Annotated in this window: 13 protein-coding genes; 4 read left to right on the plus strand and 9 right to left on the minus strand. The window is 69.1% G+C overall.

Features of this window, described 5'->3' with window-relative positions:
• Nucleotides 1–2: 2 nt before the first annotated feature.
• Together G6N16_RS01400 and G6N16_RS01405 are read right to left on the minus strand one after the other, a co-directional pair.
• The gene (locus G6N16_RS01400; protein WP_110810970.1) at nucleotides 3–287 is read right to left on the minus strand and encodes a hypothetical protein; all 285 of its coding nucleotides are present in this window, start codon (nucleotides 285–287) and stop codon (nucleotides 3–5) included.
• A gap of 34 nt (nucleotides 288–321) precedes the next feature.
• Complete coding sequence (locus tag G6N16_RS01405) at nucleotides 322–3,066, minus strand: AAA family ATPase (RefSeq protein ID WP_163787721.1); 2,745 nt, start codon at nucleotides 3,064–3,066, stop codon at nucleotides 322–324.
• A gap of 109 nt (nucleotides 3,067–3,175) precedes the next feature.
• Between G6N16_RS01405 and G6N16_RS01410 the strand changes: the two genes are divergently transcribed.
• Both G6N16_RS01410 and bluB read left to right on the plus strand, forming a co-directional pair.
• Entirely contained in the window at nucleotides 3,176–3,841 is a 666-nt protein-coding gene (locus G6N16_RS01410) for a class I SAM-dependent methyltransferase (RefSeq protein WP_197913094.1), read from the plus strand.
• A 9-nt stretch (nucleotides 3,842–3,850) separates the two neighbouring features.
• Entirely contained in the window at nucleotides 3,851–4,501 is a 651-nt protein-coding gene (gene bluB, locus G6N16_RS01415; protein ID WP_083033448.1) for a 5,6-dimethylbenzimidazole synthase, read from the plus strand.
• 5 nt (nucleotides 4,502–4,506) lie between these two features.
• Here the strand turns inward: bluB and G6N16_RS01420 are convergent, their stop codons facing one another.
• The gene (locus G6N16_RS01420) at nucleotides 4,507–5,154 is read right to left on the minus strand and encodes a sensor domain-containing protein (protein WP_110810969.1); all 648 of its coding nucleotides are present in this window, start codon (nucleotides 5,152–5,154) and stop codon (nucleotides 4,507–4,509) included.
• 110 nt (nucleotides 5,155–5,264) lie between these two features.
• The gene (locus G6N16_RS01425) at nucleotides 5,265–5,711 is read right to left on the minus strand and encodes a hypothetical protein (protein WP_163787722.1); all 447 of its coding nucleotides are present in this window, start codon (nucleotides 5,709–5,711) and stop codon (nucleotides 5,265–5,267) included.
• A 161-nt stretch (nucleotides 5,712–5,872) separates the two neighbouring features.
• Between G6N16_RS01425 and G6N16_RS01430 the strand changes: the two genes are divergently transcribed.
• Complete coding sequence (locus tag G6N16_RS01430) at nucleotides 5,873–6,256, plus strand: hypothetical protein (RefSeq protein ID WP_083034010.1); 384 nt, start codon at nucleotides 5,873–5,875, stop codon at nucleotides 6,254–6,256.
• A gap of 60 nt (nucleotides 6,257–6,316) precedes the next feature.
• Here the strand turns inward: G6N16_RS01430 and G6N16_RS01435 are convergent, their stop codons facing one another.
• From G6N16_RS01435 to G6N16_RS01455, 5 genes are all read right to left on the minus strand, one after another.
• Nucleotides 6,317–8,389, minus strand: coding sequence for an alpha/beta hydrolase family protein (locus G6N16_RS01435; protein WP_163787723.1), 2,073 nt, complete (start codon nucleotides 8,387–8,389; stop codon nucleotides 6,317–6,319).
• Between the two features lie 104 nt (nucleotides 8,390–8,493).
• Nucleotides 8,494–9,597: a DUF4185 domain-containing protein gene (locus G6N16_RS01440; RefSeq protein ID WP_163787724.1), complete on the minus strand. Its 1,104-nt coding sequence runs from the start codon at nucleotides 9,595–9,597 to the stop codon at nucleotides 8,494–8,496.
• 12 nt (nucleotides 9,598–9,609) lie between these two features.
• Entirely contained in the window at nucleotides 9,610–10,647 is a 1,038-nt protein-coding gene (locus tag G6N16_RS01445; protein WP_083033955.1) for an aspartate-semialdehyde dehydrogenase, read from the minus strand.
• A gap of 6 nt (nucleotides 10,648–10,653) precedes the next feature.
• Nucleotides 10,654–11,919 (minus strand): aspartate kinase, encoded by a 1,266-nt coding sequence (locus tag G6N16_RS01450; protein ID WP_083033953.1) that lies wholly within the window; start codon nucleotides 11,917–11,919, stop codon nucleotides 10,654–10,656.
• 136 nt (nucleotides 11,920–12,055) lie between these two features.
• The gene (locus G6N16_RS01455) at nucleotides 12,056–12,526 is read right to left on the minus strand and encodes a hypothetical protein (protein WP_133053038.1); all 471 of its coding nucleotides are present in this window, start codon (nucleotides 12,524–12,526) and stop codon (nucleotides 12,056–12,058) included.
• 202 nt (nucleotides 12,527–12,728) lie between these two features.
• Between G6N16_RS01455 and leuA the strand changes: the two genes are divergently transcribed.
• Nucleotides 12,729–14,534: a 2-isopropylmalate synthase gene (leuA, locus tag G6N16_RS01460; RefSeq protein ID WP_163787725.1), complete on the plus strand. Its 1,806-nt coding sequence runs from the start codon at nucleotides 12,729–12,731 to the stop codon at nucleotides 14,532–14,534.
• The last annotated feature ends 160 nt before the right edge of the window (nucleotides 14,535–14,694 follow it).

Genomic DNA, 14,694 nt, shown 5'->3' on the forward strand with positions numbered 1-14,694 from the left:
GACTACCCGGCGGCCCAGGTGTCAACCCGATCCACCACCCGGTCCGGCGGGCAACCCGCCGACCGGCAGACTTCGCACACCGCGTCGTCGGAGTCCGCGGAGAACACGCCGTAGACCACCTCGTCGGTCGGCGCGGCGACCGCCATCAGCAGGCGGACCGGCGCGCCGCAGGCCTTGGCCGCCGCCGCGCCCAGGCGCGCCACGGCATCCGCCAGGGACGCGCCGACGACATCGCGGCCGTACCACTCGACCAGGATGCGACGCTGCGACATCTCCGGATTGACCACGAATCCAACCTAGTGAGCGGGCCCGGGATGTGAATCAGGGATTTCCCTGGGATCGAACCTCGGTATCCTCGGACAGCCGTGCGTGCAGCTGGCTGCGGGACCGGATCCCCAGCTTGCGGTACGCGCTGGTGAGGTTCATCTCGACGGTCTTGGGCGCGATGAACAGCTCCACGGCGATCTCCTTGTTGGACATTCCGGCCGCGGCGCGCTCCGCCACCCGCAGCTCGCCCGAGGTGAGCCCGGTCCCCACGGGGGCCGAACCGGCCACCCGGGCCAATTCATCCCGGGCGCGCTGCGCCCAGATCTGCGCCCCCATGTCCTCGAACGCCCACAGTGCCTGCGCCAACGCTTCGGCCGCGGCCTGGCGCCGGCGGCGTCGCCGCAGAATCTGGCCGAGCAGCAGAACGATCCGGGCCCGGGTGAACGCCATCTCCAGGTGATCGTGTTCGGCCAGCGCCCGCCGCACGGCCGCCTCGGCGCCCGCCAGATCTCCGCGGGCGACCAGCAGCATCGCCCGTCCCCGGGCGCCCTCGGCGATCGTCCACGGCCGCCCCAGGCGGGCACCGCCGGTTTCCATCGCGGCGACCAGCGATTCGGCCTCGTCGAGCCGGTCCAGCGCCACCAGCGCCTCGACGGCTTCGGAGACGAACACGGCGCTGTGGATCTCGGTGATCCACGGTTCCCGGCGGAAGTTGGCGATCACCCCCGACAGCGCGTCGATGGCCTCCGGATAGCGGCCGAGCGAAACCTCCAGCAGACCGAGGGAACTGGCGGCCGCGTACTGCACACGGTCGGCCCCGCGGTGCACTGCAATCTCGGTAGCCTCCGCGCACGCCTGCCGGGCGTCGTCGATCCGGCCGGTGAGCGCTGCCGGACCGGCGCGGGCGACGGCGGCGATGAGCTTGGAGTTGTCCCCGCCCAGTTGGTCTGCGCGCTCGGTCGCGTCCCGGGCGATGGCGGTGGCCCGCACCAGATCCCCCTTCCAGCTCGACCCCAAGGTGCCCTGCACGGCCAGGAACAGCAGCTCGCTTTCCGCACCGCGCTCGGCGGCGCTGCGCCACAGCTGCTCGTACAGCTCGAGCCCCCCGGTCAGGTCGCCCTCCCAGAAACGCAGCTGCATCTCGTTGGCCGTGGCCCGGAAGATGATCGGCGCCACCAGATCCCGGTCCTCCAGCTCCAGCGCGAGCCGGCGGCGATCCGGGCAGATGCCGCCGCCGCGCAGACAGCCCAGCATGGTCTGCAGGCTCAGCACCTGGCTGCGCACCGCGTCGGAGCCGAGATCCTCGGCCCGCGCGGCGGCGACATCCAGGGTGCATTCGGCGTCGGCGAACTCCCCCAGGTTCATCGCGGTGAACGACAACATCATGTGCAGCTGGGCGAGCATTGCCGGGTCGGTGGTCGTCTCGACACCCTGGCGTAGCCAACCAGCTGCCGCAGTGAATCCGTCTGTGTAGACGCTGATTCCGCCGAGCATCAACAGTGCGGTGGCCCGGACGGGCCCGGACGGCAGCTCGTCGATCACCCCGGCCAGTAGCTTCTGCGCCGACTGTGCGTCGCCCGCGGTGAAATGGTGCGTGGCGCACAGGATCCGCCGCAGCGGGGTGTCACCACCGCGAGCGATCGCCAGTTCCAGCAGTTCGGCGGCGGTGGCCGGGGCGCCCTGGGCGGCGGTGACCGCGACCGCGGCATCGAGAGCGGCCAGGGTTTCCGGATCCGCGCCGGCGCTCGCCAGCGCCAGGTGCCGTGCCCGCAGTTCGGGCGAATCCACCACCTCGGCCAGCCGGCGGTGCGCCGCTCGGCGTTGCGCATTGGTGGCGTTGGTGTAGACACCCGAGGCCAGCAACGGGTGGGTGAAGCCAATGGCGTTGCCCGCCATGGTGATCAAACCCTGGTCCTCGGCCGGTTCCAGCAGTAGCACCAGTTCGTCGGGAGAACACTGCGCGGCACGCGCGATCCGGTCGAGCGCCGGCCGCACGCACGCTGCCAACAGAAGCAGGGCCTCGGTGGTCGGTTCGTCGAGGCGCCCGACCCGCTCGGCAACCAGCGCGGCAAGTGAATCGGGCAGCTCCCGGCCCGCCCCGTCCCGGATCACCGCGTGAGCCAGTTCCAGTGCGTAGAAAGGGTTTCCGCCGGACATCCGATGAATGTGGGTGATCGTCGGCCGGGGAAAGGTGCGGCCCAGCCGCCTGCTGAACATCTGGTGCAGCCCACCGAGGCTCAGGCCCGAAACGGCGTGGCGCACCAGCAGTTCCGGGCGCGGCAGCGTCAGCCAGCTCAGCGGGTCCGGCACCGGTTCGGTGGCGCGCACGGTGACCAGCACCGCGACCGAGCTGGTCAGCCTGCGGAGCGCGTAGCCGATCGCGGTGCGGGACGCGGGGTCCAGCCACTGCGCGTCATCGATGGCAACCAGCACCCGGTGTTCGCGGGCCAGTTCCTCCAGCACCGCCAGGAACGCCGCCGCCACCGCCCGCTCGTCGGTCGGTGGCCCGTACGCCGCTCCCGGCAGGACTCGTCCGAGGGTCTGTCGCTGGGTTTCGGGCAGTGCCGCCAGCACCTCGTCGTCGAGTCCGGTGAGCAGGTCGGCGAGCGCCGAATACGTCAGAGTCAGTTCCGCGGACGCACCGCGCGCGGCCAGCACCACCATGCCGTCGGCCCGCGCACGGTCCACCGCATCCAGCCACATCGTGGTCTTGCCGATCCCGGGCTCACCCTGGACGATCAGCCCGGCCGGACCCGCGGCGGCACGGCGCAGCAAATCCACGACCGGGGACAGTGGCACAGGGTCTACCGTAAACGGCTTTCCGCGCGTCCCCGTGCCGAAATTCGCCGACACGCTTCCCTCACTTCGGCGAACCTATCGCGATGGCGGGCCGGGTAGCCTGGCGAGCATGGCCGACGACGTAATGGATTGGGACAGCGCCTACCGCGGTGAAGCCGTATTCGAGGGCCCGCCGCCGTGGAACATCGGCGAGCCGCAGCCCGAGCTGGCGACGTTGATCGACAGCGGCGCGATCTCGGGTGCGGTCCTCGACGCGGGCTGCGGCCACGCCGAACTGGGGCTGGCACTGGCGGCGCGGGGGCACGACGTCGTCGGGATCGACCTCAGCCCGACCGCCGTGGCCGCGGCAACCGCTGCCGCCGCCGAGCGCGGGCTGCCGAATGCGACTTTCGTCGCCGACGACATCACCGCGTTCACCGGCTACGACGGCCGGTTCGACACCATCGTCGACTCCACGCTGTTCCATTCGCTGCCGGTGGAGGGACGCGACGGCTACCAGCGCTCGATCGTGGCCGCGGCCGCACCTGGTGCGCGGTACTACGTGCTGGCGTTCGCCAAGGGCGCCTTCCCCGACGACCAGGACACCAAGCCCAACGAGGTCGACGAGGCGGAGTTGCGCGCCGCCGTCGAGCCCTACTGGACCATCGATGAGATCCGCCCGGCGAAGATCCACGCCAACCCGCCGCCCGGGGTGCCGATCCCGGCCGAGGCGCTCGACGCCGCCGGCCGGGTGCAGATGCCGGCGTGGCTGCTGCGCGCCCACAAACCTGCCTGAGCAGCGGAGATGAGCGAACCGGAGTTCACCGACGCCGAACGCTCCGCGGTGTACCGGGCGATCGCCGAGCGCCGCGACATGCGCCGGTTCGTCCCCGGTTCCACGGTGGCCCCGCAGGTGCTGTCCCGGTTGCTCGCGGCCGCGCACGCCGCCCCCTCGGTCGGTCTGATGCAACCGTGGCGGTTCATCCGGATCACCGATGAGCACCTGCGCCGCGACATCCACGCGCTCGTCGACGAGGAGCGCCACCGCACCGGCGTCGCGATCGGTGAGCGGGAGTCGGAGTTCCTGGCGCTGAAAGTCGAGGGCGTGCTGGACTGCGCCGAGCTGTTCGTCGTCGCACTGTGCGAACACCGGGAGCGCTGGGTGTTCGGCCGCCGCACGCTGCCGCAGATGGACCTCGCCTCGGCCTCCTGCGCGATCCAGAACATGTGGCTGGCCGCCCGCGCCGAGGGCCTCGGAATGGGCTGGGTGTCCATCTTCGACCCGGGCCGGCTCGCGGAGCTGCTCGGGATGCCCGACGGCGCCGATCCGATCGCCGTGCTGTGCCTGGGCCCGGTGCCGGAATTCCCCGACCGCCCGGTGCTGGAGCTGGACAACTGGGCGTTCGCCCGGCCGCTGAGCGAGTTCGTCGCCGAAAACAGCTGGCCGGAAGGCTAATCCGGCTACTGCCCGAGGGTGTTCTGCATGGCTCCGGCCAGCACATTGGCCGCGGGGCCGCCGTTGCCGGTCTGGCAGACCTTGGCCTGCAGCAGCACGTTCTCCCGCAACCGGGTCTGGGTGTAGCAGCGGCGATCGGTGCCGGCCTCCTGCTTGACCCAGATGGCGTCGGTGGCAGTCGGCGCCGACCCACCGAACGACCAGACCTGCACGGTGCCGTCGTCGAGGCGCATGGTGGCGGTCTGACCCGAGCAGCCGACCGTGCGGTCGACGACCCGGTGGAAGGCGCCGTTGGCCGCAGCCGTCGTCGCGAACACCCCGATGGCCTGCCGGACGAGGTGGTCCTGGTCGGTGGCCGAGGTCTGCGCGGTGGACCCGTTGAACGACGCCAGGTCCGGATCGAGGAACACCTCCGGCAGGCCGATGTCGGCCCAGTTGTTGCAGACCGGGATGTCGACCGAATAGCCCTGGAACGGCGCGGTGAACACCGACTCGAAGCTGATCGGGGCGCCGACGATATTGCCGACCGACCCCTTGCCCATCACCGCGTAGGTCACCACACCCGGGTCCGACGGCTTGGCCGCCACCGTCGGAGCCGTCACGGTGCCCGCCGGAATCGCCAGCAGCACCGCCGCCAACAGCGTCGTCCTCATCCGTGCCATGAGCCGATCATGCCAGGTCCGGGTGGTGTGGCGAGGCGCCAACATGAGACGCCCCAGCGCATTCACGGGGCGAATGCGCCGGGGCGGGTCGGGTCCTGGCGCTAGCGGCCCGGGCCGGGGTTCGGGGTGTTCGGCGCGGTGGTGCGGGAGCCGCCGTCGTCGTCGGATCGGCTGGGCCGCTCCCACCGCGGGCCGCCCATCCGGTCAGGTCCCCCGCGCATCATGGGCGGACCGTACATCTGATTGTTGTCACGGTCGCCGCGATGGTGGTGGTAGCCGCCGTTGCTCTCGTGGCCCAGGACCATCCCGGTGATCAGGATCGACCCGACGATGAAGATCACCCCGGCCACGATGCCGACCCACGCGGCGGCCTGGTACAGCCGGCTGGGCTTGTCGTGACTGTGACAGTCGTGGTGGTGGTGGTGGTGCGGATCGCCGGCGGGCGGCGGGGGCGGAGGTCCGCCCTCCATCGGCGGTGGCGGGGTGGCCGGCTTGGCCGGGGGCGGGGTCGGCTCGGGGGCCGTCGGGGTTTCAGCTGCTTCGCTCATGAACCCATCATGGCGTCGGTCCGCCCAGCAGCGGTTATGTTCCGGCTATGAAGTTCCTATGCTTAAGCATCGCTGCCGGGGTGGATCCGCCCACGTAAGTGGGACCAACCGCCTACCGTGTGACCAGGCCGGGGTTAGAGAAACGCGCTGGGGGGATTCATATGGGAAAGATCTTGACGACGGCGACCGTGTCGGTCGGTGTTGTGGGGCTGGTCGCGGCGGCGCTGGTGACAGCCGGTACCGCAGGTGCCGAAGACGGCGTGTTCTCCGGCACCTATGTCGTCGCGCCCTGGGGCGACACAATCCACGTCACGTCGAAGTGCGCGCACTGCAATGCCGTCGCCACCGGCCGGGTCACCCAGACCCTGACCTGGAACGGTGCGGGTTGGACCAACGCGTTCACCATCGAAGGCTGCGGACCCGTGACCACCACCGGGACAGCGACAGCGGTCGCCGACGGCTACGTGCAGGAATTGCAGGTGGTGGGAGTCGGAGCGTGCCCGGCGGCAAACACCACGGCGACGTGGTCGCGGGTCGGTCCGTAGTCGCAATTGCCAACGAACGCCGGATCACCCCACGAGGGGCAGCCCGGCGTTCGCGGGTGGCTACTTCTCGGCGGTCACCTTGGCTTTCGGCTTCGGCTTGAGGGCTGCGGCGGCACGGTCGCCCTGCGCCCGGGCCTCGCCGATCGTGTGCCGGACCGCCTCCCGGGCCTCGGCGCCGGCCGCGTTGAGGTTCGTACGGACCGTCGTCAAGGCATCCTTGACCGGAGTCTTGCGGGCCGAGCTCCCGGTGCTCAGCTGGAGCTTGTTTCCGGTGAGCTGGGTCAGACCGTTCTTGGTCGGCACCAGCGCCGTCAGTTCCTTGATGAGCTTGCCGTTGCCGAGCGACCCGGCGGCCAGTGTCGGGGTGCCGGCCCTGGCGAGCGACTGGGTCTGCGTCGCCGGCGCCAGCGGCGACGAGCCGCCACCGGTGGTGATCAGGCCGTCGTTCCAGGCCTTCGTGACACCCGCCTGCAGCGACTTGATCAGATTGCCCGGGAGGTCGCGCACATTGACGTTCTTCGGCAACGAGCCGAACGGGGTGACTTCGTTGCCCTTGTTCAGGGTGCGGTCGTAGGTGCTGGTTGCCGGATTCCACTCAACGTCGGTGTACCCCAGGTTGACCAGCGACTCCGTTACCGGTTGCAGCGCGGTGACCAGCGGGTTGTTGAGCCTCACGCCGGTGGAGCTGAGCAGCAGGTTCGCCCCGACGGTGGGAAGTGCGAGAGGTTCCAGCAGGGGCAGGGTGCTAACAGGGAGTGTCACGTACATGTTCGCGGGGATGTTATCGACATTGGGATGGTCGATGTCGACCCCGGTCTCGTCCTCGATCACCTGGCGCAGATTGGTATCGACGCCTCGCAGATACGTCGGGAGGAGCGTCGCGGCAACGGTGTTGGCGAGCGAGACCGGGTTCAGCCAGGCCGGGAAGTCCGAGAGTGGGTTGTACTCGACGGTCGCGTCGACCTTGATGGGGGTGATGCTGTTATCGGTGAGGCTGATGCCGGTGCCGGCTTGATCGCGGGTGATGGTGTTGATACCGGCGAGCGCGGCCAGCGGATATAACCGGGCGAATAGCCCGCCGTTGGCCCGGCCCGGGTTGGCCAACAGGACCGAGGCCAGGATCGTCGCCGTCGGGTCGCCGGTACCTGCCAGGGCGGCGTCGAGGATCTGCGGGTAGGCCTCACCCGCCGCGAAGGCGCCCAGGCCCATTCCGACGACCACCGGGACCTTGACATCCATCGAGTTGATGCCCGCCACCGAGAGGGTTGCCGCCGCCGCAGTAAGCGATAGCTTCAAGGCCTGGTTGGGGACGATGGGTCGCGACGGGATCTTGCTGTTGAGTTTGTTGACCACCTCGACCGGGTTCACATTCAGCGCCTCGGTGGCGTTCGCCGCCTCGGCGATGGCATCGGGGAACATCGACGACCACCCGGCGTCGACGCCCAGGAACTTGCCGAGGGTGAACAGCGGGCCGGAAGTGACGATGTTGAGACCGGGCGATCCCCCGCTGATGTTCAGCGGATCGGTCAGGCTGAAGTTGATCAGCTGCAGCAGTTGCCCAACGGTGGTGATGTCGGCGGCTCTGAGGAATGGCGCCACCAGTGTCGCCAGCGCCCGGGCGCTCTCGGGCAGCGGCATGTCCGTTACCGCGCTGGTGAGAACGGCGCCAAGGATGTCACTGATTGCAGTGTTCGGGTCCAGCCCGAATGCCTCCCACACCGGCCCGAGGTTGACCGTCCCGGGGACGACATTCGCTCCGGCTACGCCTACCTTCTGGACCACATTGGCAACCTGGCGGCCCAGTCCTAACGTCAGATCGGGGATATCCGCAGGGTCCGAGGCGGTACCCGACAGGGGCAACTGCGCCAACGGCATCTGCTCGAACCCGTCGCCGGGGTCGACGACGGATTGGTTGGTGTAGGCGGCCTGCTTCCACCGATCGATCAACCCGCCCAGGGTGTCCTGCAGGGCCGCGAGCTGGACCTCGGCGTTGCGCTGGGCCGCCACCGCGGGCGAGGTGACGGCGGCGTTGGCGACCGGGGCGCCGAGACCGGCGGTGAGTGCGGTGGCGGTGACGACGGCCGCCGCCGCGGTACTGAGGTTCCGGGCCAACTGCCGACGCGTGCGCCTCATGGCTCCACCGCTTTCTCAGGTTGATCTCAGGTGATTCTTACGCGGAGACTAGCACTCAGACGTGAGCAGAGTCACAAAACGGTGTGCCCGTCCCTAGGCGCGACTCAGGAGTAGGGGTGAACCAGGTACTGCAGCACCCGGTAGGGCATCCGATCCCGGGTGGTGGTGTTCCACTGGCTGACGAACACCCGCATCGACTCCAGCGTCGAACCCGGCGCGAGGTAGCCACCGTAGGGCTGGGCCAGCGCGTTGTCCTCGGGAGCACCCAGCGCATCGATGGGGTCGGGCCAGTCGGCGGCGACCACCACGGTGGTGACCGGCGCGGTGCCCAGCCCGGTCGGGTCGGCCGCCACCCTGATCTCCATGTTGCCGGTGCTGGAGTTGAAGTAGGACAGCACCGCCTTGCCGTCGATCTGCTTGAAGCTCATCTCGCCGACCAGGTCCGGCCACAGCGGCGGCGGGGTCTTGCCCCAGCCCGCGGGCGAGTAGCCCTGCCAGCGGGTGCGGTCAGTGAACTGCGCGGGCCGCACCCGGAACAGCCGGACCGGAGCCGACCGGTTGAAGTTGTTGGCCACGATGTACACCCAGCCGGTCGGCGAATCCGGGGTGGGAACCGGGTCGTAGTAGCCGCTGATCTGCGACATGGTCCCGTCGGCGTACCCGCCGTCGCGCACCGAGCCGGGCACAGTCGCCCAGCCACCCCGGCCGGCGTCGGCCTTCACCAGCCGCGACGAGCGCGGCGCCAGGTCCTTGGTGGTGGTGATCAGCAGATAGTTCTCCCGGTTGATCGACACCACGCCGGCCGGAAGTTGCGATGTCCCTTCAGCTTTCGGATCGGCCAGCAACGGCTTGTCGGTACCGATCACCCCGAGGTAGCGCACGCCGCCCGGGGAATCCAGTGAGCTGCGGTCCACCCGGAACGCGACGGGGGCGTGCCAGTTGCCGAATCCAACGCCCTGTCCGGCGAAGCTGTCCCCGCAGATCTGCAGCAGTTCGGTTGGGAAATCCATGAACTCGCACAGATCGGTGGCGCCCACGTTGTAGTCACGGGTGGCGGTGCCGGTCCCGGCGATCGCCGCCAGCCGCAGCACCTGCCCGGGTGCGAGGTCGGGCACCGACGGCTCGGCGCGCACCGGGGTGGCGAGCGACGTGGCGGTCAGCAGCGCAGCCGTCCCCGCGAGCCAGCGCTTCCGCAACCACCGGGGCATCGGCGTCGTGGCTCAGATCAGCTGCGCGGCCAGCAGCTCAGCGATCTGAATGGTGTTCAGCGCCGCGCCTTTTCGCAGATTGTCACCGGAGACGAACAGGGCCAGCCCGCGGCCGTCGGGCACGCCCGGGTCGACCCGGATCCGGCCGACGAGCGAGTCGTCGGTGCCGGCGGCGGCCAGCGGCGTCGGCACCTCGACCACCTTCACCCCGGGTGCGTCGATGAGCAGCGCGGTGGCGAGTACCGGCGAAATCGGTTCGGCGAACTCGGCGTTGATCGACAGCGAGTGACCGGTGAACACCGGGACCCGCACGCAGGTGCCGCTGACCAGCAGGTCCGGGATGCCCAGGATCTTGCGGCTCTCGTTGCGCAGCTTCTGGTCCTCGTCGGTCTCCCCCGAGCCGTCGTCGACCAGGGACCCGGCCAGCGGGACGACGTTGAACGCGATCGGCGCAACGTATTTGACGGGTTGCGGGTAGTCCAGCGCGTTACCGTCGTGCACCAGGGACTCCGCGCGAGAGATGACCGCGCGGGTCTGCGACGCCAGCTCCTCGACACCGGCCAGACCGCTGCCGGAAACCGCCTGGTAGCTGGAGATCACCAGCCTCCTCAGCCCGGCCGCCTCGTGCAGCGGCTTGAGCACCGGCATGGCCGCCATGGTCGTGCAGTTCGGGTTGGCGATGATCCCCTTGGGCCGGTTGCCGGCGTCGCGGTGAAAGTTGACCTCGGACACCACCAGCGGCACGTCGTCGTCCTTGCGCCAGGCCGACGAGTTGTCCACCACCACCGCACCGGCGGCGGCGAAACGCGGGGCCTGCACCCGTGACATCGTCGCGCCGGCCGAAAACAGTGCGATATCAAGGCCACTCGGGTCCGCGGTGGCCGCGTCCTCGACCTCGATCTCCCGCCCGCGGAACTCCAGCGTGCGCCCGGCCGAACGCGAGGACGCGAAGAACCGCACCCCGGTCGCCGGAAAGTCGCGTTCTGCCAACAGGTTCCGCATCACCTGGCCGACCTGGCCGGTGGCACCCACCACACCGATGTTCACCATGATGCGCTACCTACCCGTCCCCGCGTAGACCACGGCTTCCTCGTCGCCACCGAGGCCGAACGCCTCGTGCAGCACGGCGACCGCACGGTCGAGCTCGGTGTCCTTGATCAGCACCGAAATCCGGATCTCCGAGGTGGAGATCAGTTCGATGTTGATACCCGCGTCGGCCAGCGACTCACAGAACGTGGCGGTAACGCCCGGGTGGCTGCGCATGCCCGCGCCGATCAGCGACACCTTGCCGATGTGATCGTCGTAAAGCACGCTGGTGAAACCGATCTCACCCTTGAGCGAGTCGAGCTTCTGCACCGCGGTGGCCCCGTTGTCCCGGGCGCAGGTGAAGGTGATGTCGGTCTTGCCGTCCTCCACCTTGGAGATGTTCTGCAGCACCATGTCGATGTTCACGTCGGCGTCGGCGACGGCGCGGAACACCCGGGCGGCGTAGCCGGGCACGTCGGGCACGCCGACGACGGTGACCTTCGCCTCCCCGCGGTCGTGGGCAACTCCGGTCAGGATGGCGTCTTCCATGGGGATGTCCTCGATCGATCCGTTGACGATGGTTCCGGGTTTGTCGGTGTACGACGAGCGCACGTGAATCGGCAAGTCGTAGCGGCGGGCGTACTCGACGCAGCGCAGCATCAGCACCTTGGCGCCGGCCGCGGCCATTTCCAGCATCTCCTCGAAGCTGACGCTGTCCAACCGTCGGGCGTTGGGGACGATGCGCGGATCGGCGGTGAACACGCCGTCGACGTCGGTGTAGATCTCGCAAACGTCGGCGTTCAATGCGGCGGCGACGGCGACGGCGGTGGTGTCGGATCCGCCGCGGCCCAGGGTGGTGACGTCCTTGGTGTCCTGGCTGACCCCCTGGAACCCGGCGACCAGCACGATCTGCCCGTCGTCGAGCGCGGCGCGCAGCCGGCCGGGGTTGACGTCGATGATCTTGGCGTTGCCGTGGGTACCGGTGGTGATGACACCTGCCTGGGACCCGGTGTAGCTGCGGGCCTGGGCGCCCAGTGACTCGATGGCCATGGCGACCAGTGCGTTGGAGATCCGCTCACCGGCGGTCAGCAGCATGTCCAGCTCGCGGGCCGGCGGCACCGGGCAGACCTGCTTGGCCAGGTCCATCAGGTCGTCGGTGGTGTCCCCCATCGCCGAGACCACGACGACGACGTCGTTGCCGGCCCTCTTGGTCTCCACGATCCGTTCGGCCACCCGCCGGATCCGGTCGGCGTCTGACACCGAGGATCCGCCGTATTTCTGCACGACGAGTGCCACTGACCGACCTTTCACGTTGGGTGCGGGTCCACGACCGGACTCAGCCACCAAGGATAAGGCACTCCCATCTGGGCGTTTACTCCCCGTCCGATCGCTGAAACCGCCGGTCACCGCGCCCACCCGGGGCTCCGCGGGCTCAGCCGATGAACGGGATCCGGAATCCGGACGGGGCCGGGCAGAGGCCCTCGAGCTGTTTGGTCTCGTCGAGGATCTGCTGGTTGAGCATGTTGAGCCGGTAGTACTCGTCCGGCGGTTTCTGGCCCGGGCGCGTGCTCTGCGGCATCAGCGCGTAGCCGGAGGCGAACTGGCTGGCGTAGGTGGACAGCCGGATGGCGTGTCCGGCCAGCGTCGCGTCGGTGACCTTGCCGGAGCGGTCGGCCAGCCCGTCGGCCCAGGCCCGGTAGTCCGCCTGGGTCGGATTCTCCTGCGCGCCGATGCGCTTGCCCTCCGAGGCGTTGAACGCCAGCATGTCGCGCACCGGCACGCATTCGGGCGAGGTCTTGTCCCGGAACCACGGCAGCTGGGACACGCCGATGATCAACAGCACGATGATCGTCGTCGACCCGGCGAACAACCAGCGCCGATTCGCCCCTCTCAAGAAATCCACGATGTCCCACGATAGCCGCGGCCGTCCGCTCCCGCCGACGGCGGCGTTTGAGCTGCACGCACCGACAGGAGTAGAGTGCCCGATGTGCAGCGTGTGCTCCTCCTCGGGCGCCGCGACGGGGTCTGATCCAGACTGGCCTCCCGTCGCGGGTCTTCGCGATGTGCCGGTCTGAAATCCCATCGAGACCTTCGGAGCACCCATCATGACTACCCCATCCTCCAGCGACGCCTATTCGTCGGTGCGCACCGTCAACACCCCCGCCGGCCCGCGCAATCCCGGGCAACCCTCCTGGAACACCCAGCGCAGTTCCTCGATGCCGGTCAACCGGTACCGCAGCTTCGCCGACGAGGTCGAGCAGATCTCGCTGCCCGATCGCACCTGGCCCGACGTCGTCATCGACCACGCCCCGGCCTGGTGCGCGGTGGATCTGCGCGACGGCAACCAGGCCCTGATCGACCCGATGAGCCCCGAGCGCAAGCGGCGGATGTTCGACCTGCTGGTGCAGATGGGCTTCAAGGAGATCGAGGTCGGGTTCCCGTCGGCGTCCCAGACCGACTACGACTTCGTCCGTTCGATCATCACCGACGGCGCCATCCCCGACGACGTCACCATCCAGGTGCTGGTGCAGTGCCGCCCCGACCTGATCAAGCGCACCTACGAGGCGTGCGCGGGCGCGCCGAAGGTGATCGTGCACTTCTACAACTCGACCTCGATCCTGCAGCGGCGGGTGGTCTTCCGCGCCGACCGAGAAGCCGTCAAGAAGATCGCCACCGACGGCGCGAAGATGTGCCTGGCCGAAGCGGTCAAACACCCCGAGACCGAATGGCGCTACGAGTACTCCCCGGAGTCCTACACCGGCACCGAGCTGGAGTACGCCAAGGACGTGTGCGACGCGGTCGCCGACGTCATCGCACCGACGCCGGACTGGCCGCTGATCGTCAACCTGCCGGCCACGGTCGAGATGGCCACCCCGAACGTCTACGCCGACTCGATCGAATGGATGAGCCGCAACCTGGCGCGGCGTGACTCGATCATCTTGAGCCTGCACCCGCACAACGACCGCGGCACCGCGGTGGCCGCCGCCGAACTGGGTTTCCAGGCCGGCGCCGACCGGATCGAGGGCTGCCTGTTCGGCAACGGCGAGCGGACCGGCAACGTGTGCCTGGTGACGCTGGGGCTGAACATGTTCTCCCGCGGGGTGGATCCGCAGATCGACTTCTCCAACATCGACGAGATCCGCCGCACCGTGGAGTACTGCAACCAGCTGGCCGTGCCCGAGCGGCACCCCTACGGCGGTGACCTGGTGTACACGGCGTTCTCCGGCAGCCACCAGGACGCCATCAACAAGGGCCTGGACCAGATGAAGGTCGACGCCGACGCGGCCGACGCGGACGTCGAGGACATTCTGTGGCAGGTGCCCTACCTGCCGATCGACCCCAAGGACGTCGGCCGGACCTACGAGGCCGTCATCCGGGTGAACTCGCAGTCCGGCAAGGGCGGGGTGGCCTACATCATGAAGGCCGACCGCGGTTTGGCCCTGCCGCGCCGGCTGCAGATCGAGTTCTCCCAGGCCATCCAGCGGATCACCGACGGCGAGGGCGGCGAGATCGCACCCAAGGAGATGTGGGACGCCTTCCAGCAGGAGTACCTGGCGCCGGTCACCCCGCTGGAGCGGATCCGGCAGAAGGTGGATGCGGCCGAGGAGGACGGCGGCACCGACACCATCACCGCGATCGTCAAGATCGACGGCGAGGAGCGCGAGATCGTCGGCGCCGGCAACGGTCCGCTGGCGGCGTTCTGCGACGCACTGGGTGCGGTCGGCTTCGACGTGAACGTGCTGGACTACTCCGAGCACGCCATGTCCGCGGGCGAGGAGGCCCAGGCCGCGGCATATGTCGAGGCGTCCATCGGCGGCAAGACGGTGTGGGGCGTGGGCATCGCGCCGTCGATCACGACGGCGTCCCTGCGGGCCGTTGTGTCCGCGGTGAATCGCGCAGCGCGAGCGTAGCGAGTGCGGAGCGATTCTTACCGCGGCGACAACACAGCGATGAATCGCGCAGCGCGAGCGTAGCGAGGACAGCAACGCACCGATTGCTACCCACCGGTAGGGTTTCCGGATGAGGGGGCGTCACACCTGGGCCGACACCGTCGTGCCGGGCGCTTTCAAG

This window comes from Mycolicibacterium insubricum (genome assembly GCF_010731615.1).
GTDB classification, from domain to species: Bacteria; Actinomycetota; Actinomycetes; order Mycobacteriales; family Mycobacteriaceae; genus Mycobacterium; species Mycobacterium insubricum.